The sequence below is a fragment of the Flavobacterium aquicola genome, assembly GCF_003385115.1.
Lineage (GTDB): Bacteria > Bacteroidota > Bacteroidia > Flavobacteriales > Flavobacteriaceae > Flavobacterium > Flavobacterium aquicola.
Genome location: NZ_QUNI01000003.1, coordinates 431,830 through 449,729 on the forward strand (window position 1 = coordinate 431,830; position 17,900 = coordinate 449,729).

Genomic DNA, 17,900 nt, shown 5'->3' on the forward strand with positions numbered 1-17,900 from the left:
CTTTATCAAACGACAAATGTCAAAAAGTATCCGATATAAAATAAAAAGTGTATATAAAGACTGGATTTTGTATCTCTAGGATAAAGGATGTAAGCTGTTTTAAAAAATAAAACCCCTGTTTCGGCATTGCGAAACAGGGAGTTCTAACGAATTCAGATGTATAAAATGATAAATATGGGGTCGTAGCAAGATAATATGTATTCCTAAAATTGAAATTCAATTGATTCTAAAGATTCGTTAAGTTTCTTCCAGATTTTGATTGCTCAATATCTTTGTTTTTTATTGCGATATATAATGAAGAATACTTGCTGGTTCCTTATAATGATGGCTGTTTTTGTTTTAAAAACAATTAATTAATTTGAGTTTGGAATTTAATCCATTCCTTCTAAATTAACAATTCGATCAAAGATTTGTTTTAAAAATACAATAAAAAAGAACAGACCTCCTGCTAGAATGAAGTGGTCATTTGTAATTATTAGAGGAGTATCGAGGATGTTGTACAAACTAGGTATAATAATGCATAATGATGCTAAAAGCCCTATCCAAGGATTAATTTTGTTTAAAAAGTTTCTTAATTGCATGTTGATGGAGGTATTAAGTTCTAGTCTCATGATAAATTTAGATTGTTTTTGTGATCTAAAGATATAATGAAAGGTTTCCATATTTCATGCTGATGTTGTGAAGCTGGGTTTTATTGTTATGAAATCCTTATAGTGGACGCATCAGTATTTTGCTTTTTATCATGTTGTTTTAAATGTAAAAAAAAATCTTCCCAGATTACGAGAAGATGTGATTTTATTAATAAAATGATTTTATGATAATGTCTTAATTTTTTTTATGAAATCTTTGTAATTGTCACTAAGATTAACTTTGTGATTTCCTTTGAGAATGACAAGATTGTCTGCAAGGATTATTTCTTCAATTGTGTCGGAGTTTACCAGATAGTTTCGGTGAGTTCTTATGAATTTGTTTTTATCGAGCAGTGCGCTGATTTTAGTTAACGAAATCAAGATGACAAATTTCTCTTTTTCGGTAATGATATTGCAGTAACGATCTTCTACTTCGATGTAAAGAATGTCCTTTAATGATACTTTTTTTAGTACATTTCTCTTTTTGATAAACATATAATCATTACTGATTATAGTGTCCTGGTCTTCACTTAAAAAGACGTTGGTTTGGTCATAGAATTTTTCGACAGCCATTTCTAAAGCGTAGATAATTTCTAATTCATTGAAAGGTTTCATTAAAAAACTAAAAGGTTTGGTAAGTTTGGCTCTTTCAAAAATCTGCCGGTCGTGGGAACTAGTTAGAAAAACAAAAGGCTTAGCGGCATTTGGCACAATACTGATTGTCTCGGCAAAGGTAATGCCATCTGGTTTTCCATCTAAGAAAACATCAATGACTACAATATCGACAGGGTTCTTATAAAATAGAGTGAGGGCATCTGTATAATTTTGGGCAACACCTGCGATATTATAATTGTTTGCCAACAACACTTTGCTTAAGGTATCGCTTTGCTCTGGTGTGTCTTCTATAATAAGTACATTAATGTTATCCATTCTGTTCTGTTTTTGGGAACGAAAGTATCATTTTGGTTCCTTTATTGAGTTCGCTTTCTATAGTTATAGAACCTCCATTTTTCTTAATCATTTGTTTGCATAATTGCATTCCTAATCCTGTTCCTATAATTTCTGAGTTTTTTTTCTTGGCCAATAATTCATTATCTTGGAGAAGTTCGTCAATCGTGTTCTGTGACATTCCTAAACCGCTGTCGTGAATTACAAGCTGACAAAAATTAGTATTTGTCTCAACCGTATAAAAACATATTTTACCATTTTCTGGGGTAAATTTTATAGCATTATCCAGCAGGTTACGCAGTACAATTTTCAATGAATCGAGATCTACCCAAATAAAATTATTTTTGGAAACAGAATTCTCAAAGGTAATGTTTTTATCAGATAGTAAAGATTTATAGTTGAATTCTATTTGCTGCACAATAGAAAATAAATGAACGGAGTCTTTATGGAAATACAATTGTTTGGTCTGCAGTAATGCCCAATGCAATAAATTGTCGAGCAGGCTGTAGGCACTGTTTGCAATTGCGCTATTTTGATTTAGAAGATTGTCGAGTTCGTTGTAGTTTTTGGTTTCAAGAGAAGTGGTTAATTTGCTGTTACTTGTTTTTAAAGCATTGACAGAAGAACGTAAATCATGACTCACTATAGAAAACAATTGATCTTTGGTTGCGTTGAGTTCGTCCAGTTTTATTTTTTGAGATAGTATGATTTTGGTATTTTTCACTTTTTGAGCATATGCATAAACACCTCCTGATAAAACCAATAACAATCCAAGTGTTGAAAGAAACATGGTTTTTCGCTGTGTGTCTTTTAGTTTGTTCTCTACTTTAAGTACTGAAATTTGCTTTTGCTTTTGGGCTATAGCATATTTTTTTTCATAATCGGCAACAGCCCAGACTTTGTTTTGGTTATTTATGGAGTCATTCCATTTCGATGATTCTTTTCTATACGCTAATGCTTCTTTAAAGTTACCTCTGTTTTCTTCGACAATTGCCATATTTAATGATGCATTTTTTTTTGATTCAAAATGATTTACTTTTTTCGACAGATTGTATGCTTTTTCGAAAAAAGTAATAGCTTGTAAATCTTTGTATTGTTGATAGTATAAACCAGCAATATTCATGTTTAAACCAATTAATGATATCAAATCTTTTTCTTTTTCTTGTAATTCAAGACTTTTAAAAAAATATTCTTCAGCTTTGTTAAACTGATTGAGATGTAAATAACAAATGCCTAAATTTTCATAAATTATGCTTATTTTGTATCCATGATTGTTTGAAAAAGGCAGCTTTTCTACTTCTTTGAAATAATAAATCGCTTTTTCAAATTCTTTTAATTCTAATGAAATTTGGCCTAGGTTTTTGTTTACTAGAGGATAAAGTATGAATTTGTTGGATATTAAATGCATTTCTGATTGGGCTTCTTTGAATAGTTTTTTTTCTCTAAAACTATATCCTCTAAAAAAGTGGCAATAATCCATTAATTCTTCGTTTTTACTGGAAATTAGCTGTTTCATAGAATATACTAAAGTAGAATCCCAATTATTTTTAATAAAGAAAAGATGGGCTTTATTAAAGTTAGTTTCGTTTTTGAACTCGATAGCTTTTTTTTGTAATATTTGATTTAAAGCTATACTGGTTGGTTGTACTTGGGAGAAATTGTATAATGGAAAAAAAAGGAAAATTGAAAGAAAAAATAATTTTAATTTAAACATTTTACAAATTCGTTAGTTTTTAATCTATATTTCAAAAACAACATCATTTTAAATGATGTTGTTTTTTTACTTTATTGGCTTCAGATTCGGGGTTAAAACCCTGAAGTTTACTGCAGTACTTTAAGTAATGTAGGAATATCTAATCTTTGACTTTAGTATTGATAAATGGTTTTCAAAATTGAGAGACTTTCAGTCCCTCAACAAACAAACCTTTGCACTGAAAGTGCAGAGTGGTTTAGTTAGTTTCCAACTTGCGTTACAGTCCCCCTAGATAATTCAGGGTCAATATCTCGTAAGAAAGAAGTAACGCTAGAGATATATCCAACAGATTCAGAAATATAATCTAATTCGATGTACCAAACATCTAAACTCTTAGGGGTTTCTTCTGTAAAATTGTAATCAAAATACAATTGTAAGGAACCGCCAAGTACTACTGGATTTATTTCAACAAAAGGATCAACATCATTTGCGGAGTCTATGTATAAGGTAGCTCTTATTTTTAAAGCTAAGACATTGTAGCTGGTAGTGTATAATTTTGCTGAGATAAAAGGGGGTACTGGGTATTCTACATTTTCTGTTTCGTCGAATGTGAAAGGAACTGCATTGAGTTTTGTAACTTGAATAGTAGGGTAAGACATATAGGTTTATTTTATAAGTTAATAGTTATTAAATCTTCAGGATAAAGATATTTTTTTTTCTTGAATATTGTGTAAAGAATTTATTGTTTTTTCATATTTTTTTCACATTTTATCTTAAAAATATGTTAGTTTTTTTTAATTAGTATTTACTTATTGGTTTATAAGTTGAAATTGAATAATTTTTGTAATATATATGATGGTTGCTAAAGAAAGGCAGTTTTATTGTTTGAAAACTGAAAAACCCCGTTTCACAATTGTAAAACGGGGTTCTTTCTATAAATAAACCTTTAGTAAACTAAGATTGGATTACTCTTTTTTCTCCTCACGAGGAGGTCTTTGTAAAAGTGCTTTTCTTGACACTTTTTCTTTTCTGGTTTTTGGGTCAACCCCTAAGTATTTCACTTGGAAAACATCTCCCATGTTTACTACATCAGTAACATTTTCTGTGCGTTCCCAAGCTAACTCAGATACGTGTAATAAAACTTCGTTTCCTGGAGCAGCAGTATATTCTACTACAGCACCAAAATCTAACATTTTGATTACTTTCACTTCGTAAGCTTCTCCCATTTGCGGTTTGAAAGTGATAGAAGCAATTTTTGCTAATACCGCTTCAATTCCAGCAGGATCTGTACCTAAGATTTCGATAACTCCTTGCTCATCCACTTCGTTGATAACGATTGTAGTTCCAGTAGCTTTTTGTAATTCTTGAATAACTTTTCCGCCAGGTCCGATTAATGCTCCAATAAAGTTTCCAGGAATAGTTCTGGTAATGATTTTTGGTGCGTGTGCTTTTACGTCAGCTCTTGGTGCAGCAATAGTTTCGGTAATTTTACCTAGAATGTGCATACGACCGTCACGAGCTTGAGCTAATGCTTGCTCCATAATGTCATAACGTAATCCATCAATTTTGATGTCCATCTGACAAGCAGTAATACCGTCTTTTGTTCCGGTTACTTTAAAGTCCATATCTCCTAAGTGATCTTCGTCACCTAAAATATCTGAAAGAACAGCGAATTTCTCACCATCAGTGATTAATCCCATAGCAATTCCAGAAACTGGTTTTGTCATTTGAACTCCAGCATCTAATAATGCCATTGTTCCAGCACAAACTGTTGCCATAGAAGAAGAACCGTTAGATTCTAAAACCTCAGAAACAACACGGATTGTATAAGGACAATCAGCAGGAATCATATTTTTCAAAGCTCTTTGAGCCAAGTTTCCGTGACCTACTTCTCTTCTTGAAGTTCCTCTTAGCGGTTTTGCTTCACCAGTTGAGAAAGGAGGGAAGTTATAGTGCAGGTAGAATTTCTCTTCACCTTGCTCGCTAGGCGAGTCGATTTGGTTTGCTTCTCTAGAAGTTCCTAAAGTTACTGTAGCCAAAGCTTGGGTTTCTCCACGTGTAAATAAAGATGAACCGTGAACTCTTGGTAAATAATCAGTTTCACACCAGATTGGTCTGATGTCTGTAGTTTTTCTACCGTCTAAACGAATTCCTAATTCTAATACTACGTTACGAACCGCTTCTTTGTTGGTTTTGTAGAAATATTTACCAACTAAATCACCGTCAGCAGCTAATTCTTCTTCAGTAAATAAAGCTTTAACTTCTTCTTTTACTTCAGCAAATGCAGCGCTTCTTTCGTGTTTAGCAGACCCAACTTTAGCGATATTGTAAATTTTATCGTAAGCTGCAGCTTTTACTTTTTTATAAATTTCTTCGTTTTCTTTCTCACCTTCGTAAGTACGAGTTTCTTTTTTACCAAAAGCTTCCTGTAAACGATATTGTGCTTGAATTTGAACTTTGATAGCTTCGTGAGCAAATTTAATTGCTTCCACCATTTCAGCTTCTGAGATTTCTTTCATCTCTCCTTCTACCATCGCAACAGAATCCATAGAAGCTCCAATCATCATATCGATGTCTGATTTTGCTAAGTCTTCTCTGCTTGGGTTGATTACAAATTTTCCGTCGATGCGTGCAACACGTACTTCGGAAATTAAGTTGTAAAATGGAATGTCTGAAACAGCTAATGCTGCAGAAGCGGCTAAACCAGCTAATGCGTCTGGCATAACTTCTTCGTCATGAGACATTAATTGAATCATAACTTGTGTTTCAGCATGGTAATCGTCTGGGAAAAGCGGACGCAATACGCGGTCAACTAATCTCATTGTTAATACTTCGCTGTCGCTTGGACGAGCTTCTCTTTTAAAGAAACCTCCAGGGAAACGACCTGCTGCTGCAAATTTTTCGCGGTAATCTACCGTTAACGGTAAAAAGTCAACCGCTGGATTGGCGCTGCGTGCTGAAACTGCTGTTGCAAGAATCATCGTGTCGCCCATTCTTACTACTACAGAACCGTCTGCTTGTTTTGCTAAACGTCCTGTCTCGATTGTGATGCTTCTGCCATCACCTAAATCGATTTTTTCTACAAATAATTGTGGAATCATAATTTTTTCCTTTTGATTATACAATGGGTTTTAGTTGTGTTGTTAGTTGTAGTTGCTGCGTAGTTAATGCCTAAAACCCAATGAAAAACCAAACTTTTTTAATGTAAATGTATTAATTTTTGAAAATTAATTTATGGAGGAAGAATTTAAAAATTGATCTTAAACTCTAAAAATAAAAAAGAGGCACTTTCGCACCTCTTTATTATATTGATTATTTTCTAATACCCAATACTTTGATAATCTCACGATATCTGTTGATCTCTGTTTTCTTCAAGTAATCCAACAAAGCTCTTCTTTTACCTACTAATAGTACCAATGAACGCTCAGTGTTAAAATCGTGACGATTTTTTTTCAAGTGCTCAGTAAGGTGGCTGATTCTGTAAGTGAATAACGCGATTTGACCTTCTGCAGATCCTGTGTTTTCTGCTTTTCCTCCGTGTTTAGCGAAGATTTCTTCTTTAACTTCTTTAGTTAAGTACATTTTAATATTATTTAAATGATTATTATGTAGCCGTACATCTATTGTAAGACGGGTGCAAATGTAGAAAATAATTATGACTCGAACAAAATAAAAATTTCTTTATTTGAGAACTGACGAAGCAATTATAAATTATGAATTTTGAATTATTTTGATGGGTCTCTTTTTTATTTTAAGCCCGCTAGAGTAATTGGAATTTGGTACTTGACTCTTACATATTGTCCTCTCTGTTTACCCGGAATCCATTTTTTGTAACTGCTTATAACGTCAATTGCTTCATAATCTAATGTGTCCTTTATGGATTTTATGGTTATTGGTTCAGTTATCTGACCATCTTTGTCAACAATAAATGACGTGATTATAGTACCTTTTATGTTTTCGTCTTCTTTGTATATTTTAAAGTTTTTACCAATGTATTTATAGAAATTTTGAATACCGCCTTTTGGTTCTGGTTTGCTTTCAAATTCGTCATATTGATATTCTTTGTTGTTTTCATCAGTGCTCACTCCTGTGACTATTTTTCCTTCTTTGTAAGTTTCAGTGTATCTGCAGTTTTTATTGAATTTTCCTTTCCACGTTCCTTCTTTTAAACCATTTTTTATATTTCCTGAATCAGAATGATCTTTGTCCGTTTCTTCAAAATATCCATTTCCGTCAGTTACAGTTTGTTTGCCGTCAGGATTCCAGTATTGATATATCTTTAGAGTATTAAAAATACCTTTTTCTGATTCGATATATTCACCTTCGGATTTTTTTGTGCCGTTTTCATGCCATTGTTCAGTTTTTCCTATTGGTTTATTGGATTTGCCGTAATTTACAATGTCTTTTTTATTGCCATTTTCGTAATAAGATACAAACTCTCCTTCATAGCTTGAAAAGTCTTCAGTTTTAGAATTTCCTTCCATTTTCAAAATACCAGATTTGTAATAATCTTTGATTGAATATAGTTTTGTTTGTGAATCATAAGATTCTATAATTCTGTAATATTTATGATTCCCTTCTGTTGTTTTTCTCCATAAAGAGTCCAGATAAGTTTTTTTTTGATTGTAGTCTTGGGCAAAGATTATCAAAGGCAGGAACAAAAGAATGAATAAAAGTTTTTTCATATAAATGGTTTAATAGGTTGGTTAATAGTTTTTTGAATAAAAGACAAAAGTAAATAAAGTAATCTTTTTATGCTAAAAAAAACAGCCTGCAAATAAATTACAATTTATTGCAGGCTGTTTTTAAGATTTTGCGAAAGGTTTAATATAATTTTGCAATCTCCTGATTTACAAATTCCAAAAAGCGTTCGTCTTCTTCTGTAAACGGATCGATTACATGGCTGTCAATATCAATTTGGCCAATGTTTTCGCCGTTCACAAAAAGCGGTACTACGATTTCAGATTTTACTGTAAAACTGCAGGCGATATAATTGTCTTGTGCGCTTACGTCAGGAACAACAAAATTATTATTGGAAACTGCAACCTGACCACAGATTCCTTTTCCGAATGGAATGATAGTATGATCGGTTTCGGCACCTACATACGGACCAAGATGTAATGTTTTGGTTTCATGATTGGCAAAATAAAAGCCTACCCAGTTATAGTAAGAAATGGAATCGCTCAAAAGCTGGCAGATCGCCAATAGTTTTTGGTCTCTGTTAAGTGATGTATTTGCTGTTATCTCGGTTACTTTAGGCTGTAATTCTTGAAAAGTCATATTATATTATTTTTTTACAAAAGTATTTAAAGCTAATTCTTTAATTGCATAAATTTGGCAAAAAAATAATTTTGAAAAAATACTTTCTCGAATACAAACCCTTTTTAGTTTTTTTAGCTAGTTTTTTCGGCAGCTATATTGTACTAACATTTCTCTACCAGATTTTTTTGAATGGCTTTGAAAATAATACTGTCGATACAATAACAAAAGCAGTAGCCCAAAATACTCAAAAAATAATTTCATATTTTTTTATGCGTATTCAGGATGAAATTGTTGTTAATGAGCCGTTTGTTAGGATGTATTTTCAAAATGAATATATTGTTCGAATTGTGGAAGGCTGCAATGGGATAAGTGTAATTATTTTATTTATTTCTTTTATTATTGCTTTCTCAGGAAGTTTAAAGAATACTTTACTTTTTATTTTTGGAGGGGCTTTATTGATATATATATTGAATGTACTACGAATAGCTGTCTTGATTGTTGCAATGTATTATTTTCCAGAGAAAAAACATCTTCTGCACAGCGTTTTATTTCCAGCGGTAATTTATGGTGCAGTTTTTATATTATGGTTTATTTGGGTGAATAAATTTTCGAAATATGCTAAATAAAATACTTCAAAACACAATGCGTATTTTTTTTATACTCGTATTCGTGTCTTTGCTAATGCTTGTTAGGGCTTTTGAAAGTCAATTGTTTTACGATCCTTTTTTGGTTTATTTTAACGGCGATTATTTAAAACTGGCTTTGCCGCATTATAATTCAGGTTTGCTTTTTTTAGGTTTGCTTTTTCGTTTTAGTTTAAATACCGTTTTTTCGTTAGGTATTATTTATTTTGTTTTCAAGGATAAGAGAATGATTTCATTTGCTGCTGTTCTGTATATTTTGCTTTTTGTAATTCTAATAATTGCTTTTTTCTCTATTATTTATTTATTCAAAAATCATGAAAATCTGATGCTTTTCTATGTTAGGCGTTTTTTGATTCAGCCTTTGTTTGTGTTTGTTTTTATTCCGGCATTTTATTTTCAAAAATTAAATAAGTGATTTATATTGTTTAAGATGGTTTTTTATAGCTTTAGGTTCATTTTATTTTCTTTCCTAGGAAAAGATATAATGGACAGCAGGGTTCATAGAGTATGTTATAATAGAATAATTGTTTTACCCAATTTTTATATCTGATTTTAAAGTTTAACAAAGAGTTTGGTTTTTTGGCAAATAATAATGGTAATTTTGCATCATGAGAATTAAGAAGCATATAAGTATACTTTTGGCGTTTCTAATATTGGGTTCCAATGTTGGGTTTGCTTTTAATGTACATTATTGCGGAGGGATGATCTCTTCGGTTTCTTTGAATTCAGTTTCTTTGCAGAATGAAAAAGGCTGCTGCGAAAAAAAAGCAGTCAGCAAAAAAGACAAATGCTGCAAAGACAAAAAAATCCTCATTCAGAAAAAATCGGATGACGGGATTGTAAAGTCTTTTTCTTTTCAGATAGACTATGCTTTTGTAATTCCTGAAACGCATTCGTTTGTTTTTACTTCTGTTGATAATTTCAAAAATAATACTGCATTAACTTATTACTGCGATGCCAATGCACCGCCGCTTTTTAAGCTGTACAGCCAATACCTCCTTTATGATAAATTGTAATGTTTAATTAGAGCTGAATCCTTGTTTCTGGATTTGGCAGTATTAATCATTATAATTTTAATCATGAAAACAAATGTAATACTAGTTTTATTGCTCTTGTTTACTGTTTTTGATTCCTATTCGCAGGATACTTTACGCGAAATCAAAGTGCAGTCCAAACGTAAGAGCATGCAAAAATCATATACGCTTACCGGTAACACAACTTTAGTTACCAAAAAAGAACTGCTCAAAGCAGCCTGTTGTAACCTTGCCGAAAGCTTTGAGACCAATCCTTCAATAGATGTCAATTTTTCGGATGCGCTGACTGGAACCAAGCAAATAAAAATGCTGGGTCTTACAAGTCCTTACCTGATGATGACGCAGGAAAACATTCCTTCTGTACGCGGGGCTTCGCAAGCATACGGGCTGTCGTTTACGCCTGGACCTTGGATAGAAAGTATTCAGATTACCAAAGGTGCTGGAAGTGTGGTGAACGGTTTCGAAAGTATTTCGGGACAAATAAATACTGAGTTGATAAAACCAATGTCGGAAGTTCCGTTTTTGCTGAATCTTTATGGTTCGACTGATTCCCGTTTTGAACTGAATGCCGATTTTAATCAAAAGATCTCCGATAAATGGGCAACCAGTTTATTGCTTCACGGCAATATGCGAAACTCCAAAATGGATAACAATGACGATGGGTTTCTGGACAATCCGTTGCAGAAACAATTCAATGTTCTCAACCGTTACCAATATTACAATCCCGAAACAGGCTGGGTGAGTTTCATTAATCTGCAGTATATGAATGATACCAAGCAAATGGGGCAGATAAGTTTTAATCCTGATACTGATAAAGGAACAACTAGTTCGTGGGGTTCTGAAATTGATACCCAAAAGATTGATGTTTCTACAAAAATCGGGTATGTTTTTAAAGACATGCCTTTTCAGAGTTTTGGTTTCCAAAATTCCTTTTCCAGCTACGATCAGGATTCGTATTTTGGTTTGAGAAATTACAATATCAAGCAGAACAGTTTTTATTCAAACCTTATTTTTAATTCGATTATTAATAATGAAAAAAACAAGTTCGCCACGGGTTTGAATTTTACCTATGACAGCTATAGTGAGTTTCTCAATGCCACAGATTACAGCAGAATCGATAATACAGTCGGCGCTTTCTTTGAATATACTTTTGATAACCAAGATAATTTCAGTCTGATTCTTGGCGGAAGAGTAGATTATGGAAATCGTTTGGGTGTTTTTGCAACGCCGAGAGTGCACATGAAATACAATCCTTGGGAGAAAGGAGTTTTGAGAATTTCGGCAGGAAGAGGAAAACGTTCAGCAAATATTTTTGCCGAAAATCAAAACTTATTTGCCAGTTCCAGAACTTTTAATATTGTAAATGCCGGTGGCAAATTATACGGTTTGGATCCTGAAATTGCTTGGAACTACGGTTTGAGTTTTATGCAGGGTTTTAAATTGTTTAACAGAAACGGTGATATTACCGCTGACTTTTACAGAACCAATTTTCAGAATCAGATAGTGGTCGATGTGATGCAGAGTCCGCAACAGGTGATTTTTCATAATTTGGACGGCGCTTCGTTTGCTAATAGCTTTCAGCTGGAATTCAATTATGAATTGGCAAAACGTCTGGAATTGCGTTCGGCTTATAAATACTATGATATTAAAACCGATTATTTATCTGGAAAATTTCAAAGACCTTTGCAGGCCGCTCATCGTTTCTTTGGAAACTTAGGTTATGAAACTGGCAGAACAGATAAAGGACAGCAATGGAAATTTGATTTCACCTACAACTGGATTGGTGAACAGCAACTGCCATACACAGCCTCAAATCCTGCAGAATTTAGACTTGACGAAAATTCGCCAGCCTATTCTTTGATGAATGCACAAATCACCAGAGTTTTTTCTTCTAATTTTGAAGTGTACGCAGGAGGGGAGAACATTGGGAATTATACTCAAAATCCAGCAATTGTAGATGCGGAAAACCCTTTTGGTCCTAATTTTGATGCAACAATTGTCTATGCTCCTGTATTTGGCCAGATGTATTATGCGGGGTTGCGATTTAAAATAAAATAAGTATCAATGGCGATGTCAAAAGACAATGGCAAAAATCAATATCAATAACAATAACAATATTAAATTTTAATACTAAATAAAATGAAAACAAATATTCAAAAAAACAGCAACGGTAATATGATAAAAAATGTGTTTTTAATTTTACTAATGACAGTCTTTACATTTTCGGCTCAAGGCCAAGAAAAGAAAAGCAAAAATACTAAATACACAACCGAAGTAAACGGTAACTGTGAGCAATGCCAAAAAAGAATACAAAAGGCAGCATATTCGGTTGCGGGGGTAAAATCAGCATCTTGGGATGTTGCGACACATCAATTGAGTTTGATAATCAATGAAGAAAAATGTTCTTTGATGGATGTTAAAAAAGCAGTTGCCAAAGTTGGTCATGATACAGATAGCGTAAAAGCTACTAAAGAAGACTATGATAATCTTCATTCATGCTGTCAATATGATAGATTGTAATTCGTTAAAAAAAACTGTTCATTGTGAATTAAGTGAACAATTTTATTGATTATTTAAAAAGCATCAAAATGATAAGTCAATTTGGTGCTTTTTTTATTGTTTTTTAGCGTTAATAAAACTTTAAAATAAAGTATTATATTGCCGTTCAACTAAATTATTATTACTTTCACAGCCTAAACAAAAACACAGATAATTTATGAATAATTTTGAATGGACCCAATTAGTAAATCCTGAATTTTATATAACATTTACAATTGGTGGCATTCAACTGGGTTTGTATATTGTTTTGTTTATTGTTTTTGCCGAAACTGGTCTTTTTGCCGGTTTTTTTCTTCCTGGCGACAGTCTGCTTTTCCTTGCTGGAATTTACAGCCGTGATTTGATCCAAAATGTAGTTTATATCGAAAGTGATTTTCTAAATCTTGTAATACTTTCATCATTGGTAGCGCTTTCGGGTATTCTGGGAAATATGGTTGGTTACTGGTTTGGAGCTAAAAGCGGTTATTATTTATACAATAGAGAAGATACGCTTTTGTTCAAGAAAAAATATTTACTTCAGGCGAAAGAGTTTTTTGATAAACATGGTGGGAAAGCTATTATTTATGCACGTTTTTTACCTATAGTGCGGACTTTTGCCCCAATTGTGGCAGGTATAGGAACTATGGACAAAAAGAAGTTTATGTTTTTTAATATATTGAGTTCGATTTTATGGTCTTTCATTTTGATTTTCTCTGGGCATTATCTTTACGGAATGTTTTTGGAAATGGGAATTGATTTAAAAGAGCACATTGAGAAAATTGTCATCGGAATTATATTAGTATCCACTTTACCTGTTTTCTTAAAGATGATAAAGAAAAAAGTGGTTCATCATGAATAATTCTAAACTTTAAAAAATAAAATAGACCGTCTTGTTTTAACTAAAGCAAGGCGGTTTTTTTGTATAAATTAGCGATAGTTATTAATTAGTTGCAAGCAAACCAAAAAAAAACGCCGAAAACCGAAATATGAAAATTAGAATCTTAATAGTTGTTTTTCTAGTTTTTATTTCTTGTAAAAAGGAAATAGAAGAAGAATCCGAAAAAGTCCAAAATAAAGAATATTACACGGTAGAAAAAAGAGAAACTGAAGTTGAAAATATTGATACAATTGAAACTTTTAAGAAATACAAAACTAACAAAATTCTGTGTGATTTAGACGGAGATAATTTAAATGAAATAGTTGAAATCGTTAGGGGTAAGAAAAATGGAAAAAGTGGTTTGAGAATAATCTTCGGCAACGGAAATAGAACTGATTATTTCGGAATGGGAAATAATATATTAGAACAAGGTTTCGACGAACTTGATTGGGCAGGAATTTTTGAAAAAGCACCGAAAGATGGAATCTATTGGAATAATGTAAATGAAGAAGGAGAAATATTATCCGAAGAAGAAATAAAAGAAACAGATAAAATAAAACTATTAAATGATTGGGATATACATACACGCCGAAGAAAGCTGAGGAGGCGGAATAATATATCTTAAAAATGGAAAATATGAATGGATCCAACAGGAATAAATTACCAGTCGCTAACGATTACTACAATGAATTTGAACAATTGGGTTAATGGAAAGGTGGTTTTTGTTTGAATGATTTGGTAAATCTTAAGAATGGATTAATTTAGTCTGAAACTCGAAGTAGTAGCGGGAAGTTAGTTAGAATTTTAAATAGACAACGTAAAATGAAATACAGCCAAAATTTCACTTTCATAAAAACTGACAAAAAATTAATCAAATTAAATTTTGACGACATTTTATTTGTAAAAGGATTGGGGAACTATGTAGAGATATTTGTAAAAAACAACAAAAAGTATGTTTACTACAAAACTTTAAAGGATTTGATTGATAAGCTGCCTGATGAGTTTATGAGAGTCCATAATTCCAGTATTGTAAATTTGAAAAATGTAGAATATATAGAAAATAATCATTTAATTATTGGTGAACATAAAATTACAATAGCAAAAAGTTACAAAGATTGTCTGTTAAATAGTATTGACAAATTACTGCTCTAAATAAGATATATGATAGATTACATACAAACCAAAACGAACTAAATAATTTGTTTTTTTGGTTAAAATTATCTGAGTTGCTTTGTAAAAAAAAGATTATGAGACAATTTTTATTTTATTTAACAACTACATTATTTATGATAACATTACATTCAACAGCACAAGACAAATCATTTGAAAATGATGTAAAAACGATCGATGCATTAATGAAAGCCAGTTATAAGGTTGTTTCAGGAGAAAAGGGCGCAAAAAGACAATGGGACAGAGATAACTATTTACATCATCCAAAAGCCGTATATTCATACTTTGACAGAGAACAGAAAATACAAGCAACACTGACGTTAGAAGAATTTCATAAACAAACTGACGTAATGGTTTTTGGTACAGCTTTTTATGAAAGTGAAATCAATCGTGAGGTTAGATTTTTTGGCAATATTGCACACGTTTGGAGTACTTATGAAACGAGATTAGAAAAAGAGGGAAAAGTCGAAAGGAGAGGAATAAATAGCGTTCAGCTAATTTTTGAGAATAATCGCTGGTATATTATTTCTTGGACATTTTGTGGTGAAACCAATGAAAATAGTATTCCAAAAACATTTGACCGGAATTAATGACTGAAACTAAACGACAAAAAAATCCGCCAAGAAAAAATTTCAAGGCGGATTTTATATTCAAAATCGGGATGGATTACATCATGCCTGGCATACCTCCACCCATATGGCCTCCGCCTGCTGCACTTTCTTCTTTAATATCGATCAAAGCACATTCAGTAGTTAAAATCATTCCTGAAACCGAAGCAGCATTCTCTAATGCGATACGGGTTACTTTTTTAGGATCGATGATTCCTGCTTTTAGCATATCAACATATTCATCAGTTTTTGCGTTGTACCCAAAATCTCCTGAACCTTCAGTAACTTTAGCTACAACAACAGAACCTTCTAAACCTGCATTTTCAACAATTGTTCTTAAAGGAGATTCAACAGCTCTAGAGATAATTTTAATACCTGTAGCTTCATCAGCATTGTCAGCTTTTAAAGCGTCAAGTGAGCTTTTTGCTCTTAATAAAGCAACACCGCCTCCAGCAACAATTCCTTCTTCAACAGCTGCACGAGTTGCATGAAGCGCATCGTCAACTCTGTCTTTTTTCTCTTTCATTTCCACTTCTGAAGCAGCACCAACGTAAAGAACCGCAACACCTCCGGCTAATTTAGCCAAACGTTCCTGTAATTTTTCTTTGTCATAATCAGAAGTTGTAGTTTCCATTTGACCTTTGATTTGGTTTACGCGATTTTTGATCAAATCGGCATCACCAGCTCCGCTTACAACTGTAGTGTTGTCTTTGTCAATGGTTACTCTTTTTGCAGAACCAAGCATTTCGATAGTTGTATTTTCTAGAGTATAGCCTCTTTCTTCAGAAATTACAGTTCCGCCAGTTAAGATAGCGATATCTTCAAGCATTGCTTTTCTTCTGTCTCCAAAACCTGGAGCTTTTACAGCAGCGATTTTTAATGCACCGCGTAATTTGTTTACTACCAATGTTGATAAAGCTTCTCCGTCAACATCTTCTGCAATAATCAATAATGGTTTTCCTGATTGAGCAACTGGCTCAAGAACAGGTAATAATTCTTTTAAAGAAGAAACTTTTTTGTCATACAAAAGGATATAAGGACTGTCTAATTCTGCTTCCATTTTTTCTGGATTGGTAACAAAATATGGAGAAAGGTATCCTCTGTCAAACTGCATTCCTTCTACAACATCTACATAAGTATCAGTTCCTTTGGCTTCTTCTACAGTGATAACGCCTTCTTTTCCAACTTTTGCGAAAGCGTTAGCGATTAATTCACCAATCACTTCGTCATTGTTTGCAGAAATAGATGCAATTTGTTTTATTTTTTCAGAATCGCTTCCTACTACTTTTGTTTGTTTAGCAAGATCAGCAACAATAGCTTCAACAGCTTTGTCGATTCCGCGTTTCAAATCCATCGGGTTTGCTCCTGCAGCAACGTTTTTCAAACCTTCTTTTACGATAGCTTGTGCCAATACTGTAGCAGTTGTGGTCCCGTCTCCTGCTAAATCATTAGTTTTAGAGGCTACTTCTTTTACCATTTGAGCTCCCATGTTCTCCAATGGATCTTTCAATTCGATTTCTTTTGCAACAGAAACTCCATCTTTAGTAACTGTAGGTCCGCCAAAAGATTTCCCGATAATTACGTTACGGCCTTTTGGGCCAAGAGTTACTTTTACTGCATTTGCTAATGCGTCAACACCGCGTTTTAAACCGTCGCGTGCTTCAATATCAAATTTTATATCTTTTGCCATTTTATTGTTTATTTGTTGATTCGTTTATTTGTGTATTTGATTTTAGATAATTGCTAAAATGTCGTCTTCACGCATAATCAAATAATCTTTTCCTTCTAGTTTTAATTCTGTTCCAGCATATTTTCCATAAAGAACTGTATCTCCAACTTTTACAGTTAAAGGTTCGTCTTTTTTGCCGTTTCCAGCAGCAACAACAGTTCCTTTTTGTGGTTTTTCTTTGGCAGTATCTGGAATAAAAATCCCTGACGCCGTTTTAGTTTCAGCCGCTACTGGTTCGATAAGAACTCTATCCGAAAGTGGTTTAATGTTTAAAGCCATGATTTTATATTTATGTTGTTTTTTTTAATGTTTATTTTGATTTCAGAAATTATGCCAGAGCTTATAAACTGACATTTTTTCTTATAAAAAATGCCAGCTTTGACAGGCTGGCATTTTATGTGTTTATTTGAACAAATTATTTTGCTGGTGCTGGAGCTGCAGGTGTGTTTTCTGCAGGTGCATTCTGAACTGGAGCATTAGTTTTTGGTGTTGCAGTTTCGGTATTGTCAATAATTTTTGAATCTGAATCGCTCAAAGTTCCTGTGAAACTCAAACCAGAAAGCAAGATTAATGCAATTAGTATAGTTGCCAATGTCCAAGTGCTTTTGTCTAAGAAGTCAGTAGTTTTTTGAACACCGCCTAACATTTGAGAACCGCTTATTGTAGAAGAAAGTCCGCCTCCTTTAGGATTTTGAACCATGATTACTACGATCAATAGAAAACATACTATTGTAATTAAAACTAAAAAAATTGAAAACATACTATTTA

20 protein-coding genes are annotated in these 17,900 nt (G+C 32.8%); 9 read left to right on the forward strand and 11 right to left on the reverse strand.

Going from position 1 to position 17,900, the window contains the following annotated elements:
• Positions 1-371: 371 nt before the first annotated feature.
• From C8P67_RS21945 to C8P67_RS07075, 8 genes are all read right to left on the reverse strand, one after another.
• Positions 372-611, reverse strand: a complete 240-nt coding sequence (locus C8P67_RS21945) for a hypothetical protein (RefSeq protein WP_147298205.1) — start codon at positions 609-611, stop codon at positions 372-374.
• Positions 612-812: 201 nt separating this feature from the next.
• On the reverse strand, positions 813-1,559 hold the full coding sequence (locus C8P67_RS07045; protein ID WP_115811752.1) for a LytR/AlgR family response regulator transcription factor: 747 nt from the start codon (positions 1,557-1,559) through the stop codon (positions 813-815).
• Positions 1,552-3,093, reverse strand: a complete 1,542-nt coding sequence (locus tag C8P67_RS07050; protein WP_245980386.1) for a tetratricopeptide repeat-containing sensor histidine kinase — start codon at positions 3,091-3,093, stop codon at positions 1,552-1,554. The genes C8P67_RS07045 and C8P67_RS07050 overlap by 8 nt, the downstream gene beginning before the upstream one ends.
• A 437-nt stretch (positions 3,094-3,530) precedes the next feature.
• Positions 3,531-3,929, reverse strand: a complete 399-nt coding sequence (locus C8P67_RS07055) for a hypothetical protein (protein WP_115811756.1) — start codon at positions 3,927-3,929, stop codon at positions 3,531-3,533.
• Between the two features lie 306 nt (positions 3,930-4,235).
• Positions 4,236-6,371: a polyribonucleotide nucleotidyltransferase gene (locus tag C8P67_RS07060; RefSeq protein WP_115811758.1), complete on the reverse strand. Its 2,136-nt coding sequence runs from the start codon at positions 6,369-6,371 to the stop codon at positions 4,236-4,238.
• 211 nt (positions 6,372-6,582) lie between these two features.
• Positions 6,583-6,852, reverse strand: a complete 270-nt coding sequence (gene rpsO, locus C8P67_RS07065; RefSeq protein WP_115811760.1) for a 30S ribosomal protein S15 — start codon at positions 6,850-6,852, stop codon at positions 6,583-6,585.
• A 164-nt stretch (positions 6,853-7,016) separates the two neighbouring features.
• Complete coding sequence (locus C8P67_RS07070) at positions 7,017-7,955, reverse strand: energy transducer TonB (RefSeq protein ID WP_115811762.1); 939 nt, start codon at positions 7,953-7,955, stop codon at positions 7,017-7,019.
• 139 nt (positions 7,956-8,094) lie between these two features.
• On the reverse strand, positions 8,095-8,550 hold the full coding sequence (locus tag C8P67_RS07075) for a GAF domain-containing protein (RefSeq protein WP_115811764.1): 456 nt from the start codon (positions 8,548-8,550) through the stop codon (positions 8,095-8,097).
• Positions 8,551-8,621: 71 nt separating this feature from the next.
• On the opposite strand from C8P67_RS07075, the gene xrtF reads away from it, so the two are divergent.
• From xrtF to C8P67_RS07120, 9 genes are all read left to right on the forward strand, one after another.
• Positions 8,622-9,158, forward strand: a complete 537-nt coding sequence (gene xrtF, locus C8P67_RS07080; protein WP_115811981.1) for an exosortase family protein XrtF — start codon at positions 8,622-8,624, stop codon at positions 9,156-9,158.
• The gene (locus C8P67_RS07085; protein ID WP_115811766.1) at positions 9,148-9,591 is read left to right on the forward strand and encodes an exosortase F system-associated membrane protein; all 444 of its coding nucleotides are present in this window, start codon (positions 9,148-9,150) and stop codon (positions 9,589-9,591) included. The genes xrtF and C8P67_RS07085 overlap by 11 nt, the downstream gene beginning before the upstream one ends.
• A 193-nt stretch (positions 9,592-9,784) precedes the next feature.
• Positions 9,785-10,192 carry an HYC_CC_PP family protein gene (locus C8P67_RS07090; RefSeq protein ID WP_115811768.1) on the forward strand — a complete coding sequence of 136 codons (408 nt, stop codon included), beginning with the start codon at positions 9,785-9,787 and terminating at the stop codon, positions 10,190-10,192.
• Between the two features lie 63 nt (positions 10,193-10,255).
• Entirely contained in the window at positions 10,256-12,268 is a 2,013-nt protein-coding gene (locus C8P67_RS07095; protein ID WP_115811770.1) for a TonB-dependent receptor plug domain-containing protein, read from the forward strand.
• Positions 12,269-12,349: 81 nt separating this feature from the next.
• The gene (locus C8P67_RS07100) at positions 12,350-12,730 is read left to right on the forward strand and encodes a heavy-metal-associated domain-containing protein (RefSeq protein WP_245980388.1); all 381 of its coding nucleotides are present in this window, start codon (positions 12,350-12,352) and stop codon (positions 12,728-12,730) included.
• Between the two features lie 196 nt (positions 12,731-12,926).
• Positions 12,927-13,607 (forward strand): DedA family protein, encoded by a 681-nt coding sequence (locus tag C8P67_RS07105; protein WP_115811772.1) that lies wholly within the window; start codon positions 12,927-12,929, stop codon positions 13,605-13,607.
• Between the two features lie 127 nt (positions 13,608-13,734).
• Positions 13,735-14,250 carry a hypothetical protein gene (locus C8P67_RS07110; protein WP_245980389.1) on the forward strand — a complete coding sequence of 172 codons (516 nt, stop codon included), beginning with the start codon at positions 13,735-13,737 and terminating at the stop codon, positions 14,248-14,250.
• A gap of 197 nt (positions 14,251-14,447) precedes the next feature.
• Positions 14,448-14,777 carry a LytR/AlgR family response regulator transcription factor gene (locus C8P67_RS07115; protein WP_115811774.1) on the forward strand — a complete coding sequence of 110 codons (330 nt, stop codon included), beginning with the start codon at positions 14,448-14,450 and terminating at the stop codon, positions 14,775-14,777.
• Between the two features lie 134 nt (positions 14,778-14,911).
• On the forward strand, positions 14,912-15,385 hold the full coding sequence (locus tag C8P67_RS07120; RefSeq protein WP_245980390.1) for a hypothetical protein: 474 nt from the start codon (positions 14,912-14,914) through the stop codon (positions 15,383-15,385).
• Between the two features lie 76 nt (positions 15,386-15,461).
• Here the strand turns inward: C8P67_RS07120 and groL are convergent, their stop codons facing one another.
• From groL to secG, 3 genes are all read right to left on the reverse strand, one after another.
• Positions 15,462-17,093, reverse strand: a complete 1,632-nt coding sequence (groL, locus tag C8P67_RS07125; protein WP_115811776.1) for a chaperonin GroEL — start codon at positions 17,091-17,093, stop codon at positions 15,462-15,464.
• Between the two features lie 42 nt (positions 17,094-17,135).
• A complete protein-coding gene (locus tag C8P67_RS07130) occupies positions 17,136-17,411 on the reverse strand; it encodes a co-chaperone GroES (RefSeq protein WP_115811778.1) in 276 nt (91 codons plus the stop codon).
• A 136-nt stretch (positions 17,412-17,547) separates the two neighbouring features.
• A complete protein-coding gene (gene secG / locus C8P67_RS07135) occupies positions 17,548-17,892 on the reverse strand; it encodes a preprotein translocase subunit SecG (RefSeq protein WP_115811780.1) in 345 nt (114 codons plus the stop codon).
• Positions 17,893-17,900 lie beyond the last annotated feature (8 nt).

What these genes read in the sequence shown, in the direction of transcription:
- C8P67_RS21945 (WP_147298205.1), bottom strand. Translation starts at nt 611, where the DNA reads ATGAGACTAGAACTTAATACCTCCATCAACATGCAATTAAGAAACTTT.
- C8P67_RS07045 (WP_115811752.1), bottom strand. Translation starts at nt 1,559, where the DNA reads ATGGATAACATTAATGTACTTATTATAGAAGACACACCAGAGCAAAGC.
- C8P67_RS07050 (WP_245980386.1), bottom strand. Translation starts at nt 3,093, where the DNA reads ATGAAACAGCTAATTTCCAGTAAAAACGAAGAATTAATGGATTATTGC.
- C8P67_RS07055 (WP_115811756.1), bottom strand. Translation starts at nt 3,929, where the DNA reads ATGTCTTACCCTACTATTCAAGTTACAAAACTCAATGCAGTTCCTTTC.
- C8P67_RS07060 (WP_115811758.1), bottom strand. Translation starts at nt 6,371, where the DNA reads ATGATTCCACAATTATTTGTAGAAAAAATCGATTTAGGTGATGGCAGA.
- rpsO (WP_115811760.1), bottom strand. Translation starts at nt 6,852, where the DNA reads ATGTACTTAACTAAAGAAGTTAAAGAAGAAATCTTCGCTAAACACGGA.
- C8P67_RS07070 (WP_115811762.1), bottom strand. Translation starts at nt 7,955, where the DNA reads ATGAAAAAACTTTTATTCATTCTTTTGTTCCTGCCTTTGATAATCTTT.
- C8P67_RS07075 (WP_115811764.1), bottom strand. Translation starts at nt 8,550, where the DNA reads ATGACTTTTCAAGAATTACAGCCTAAAGTAACCGAGATAACAGCAAAT.
- C8P67_RS07085 (WP_115811766.1), top strand. Translation starts at nt 9,148, where the DNA reads ATGCTAAATAAAATACTTCAAAACACAATGCGTATTTTTTTTATACTC.
- C8P67_RS07090 (WP_115811768.1), top strand. Translation starts at nt 9,785, where the DNA reads ATGAGAATTAAGAAGCATATAAGTATACTTTTGGCGTTTCTAATATTG.
- C8P67_RS07095 (WP_115811770.1), top strand. Translation starts at nt 10,256, where the DNA reads ATGAAAACAAATGTAATACTAGTTTTATTGCTCTTGTTTACTGTTTTT.
- C8P67_RS07100 (WP_245980388.1), top strand. Translation starts at nt 12,350, where the DNA reads ATGAAAACAAATATTCAAAAAAACAGCAACGGTAATATGATAAAAAAT.
- C8P67_RS07105 (WP_115811772.1), top strand. Translation starts at nt 12,927, where the DNA reads ATGAATAATTTTGAATGGACCCAATTAGTAAATCCTGAATTTTATATA.
- C8P67_RS07110 (WP_245980389.1), top strand. Translation starts at nt 13,735, where the DNA reads ATGAAAATTAGAATCTTAATAGTTGTTTTTCTAGTTTTTATTTCTTGT.
- C8P67_RS07115 (WP_115811774.1), top strand. Translation starts at nt 14,448, where the DNA reads ATGAAATACAGCCAAAATTTCACTTTCATAAAAACTGACAAAAAATTA.
- C8P67_RS07120 (WP_245980390.1), top strand. Translation starts at nt 14,912, where the DNA reads ATGATAACATTACATTCAACAGCACAAGACAAATCATTTGAAAATGAT.
- groL (WP_115811776.1), bottom strand. Translation starts at nt 17,093, where the DNA reads ATGGCAAAAGATATAAAATTTGATATTGAAGCACGCGACGGTTTAAAA.
- C8P67_RS07130 (WP_115811778.1), bottom strand. Translation starts at nt 17,411, where the DNA reads ATGGCTTTAAACATTAAACCACTTTCGGATAGAGTTCTTATCGAACCA.
- secG (WP_115811780.1), bottom strand. Translation starts at nt 17,892, where the DNA reads ATGTTTTCAATTTTTTTAGTTTTAATTACAATAGTATGTTTTCTATTG.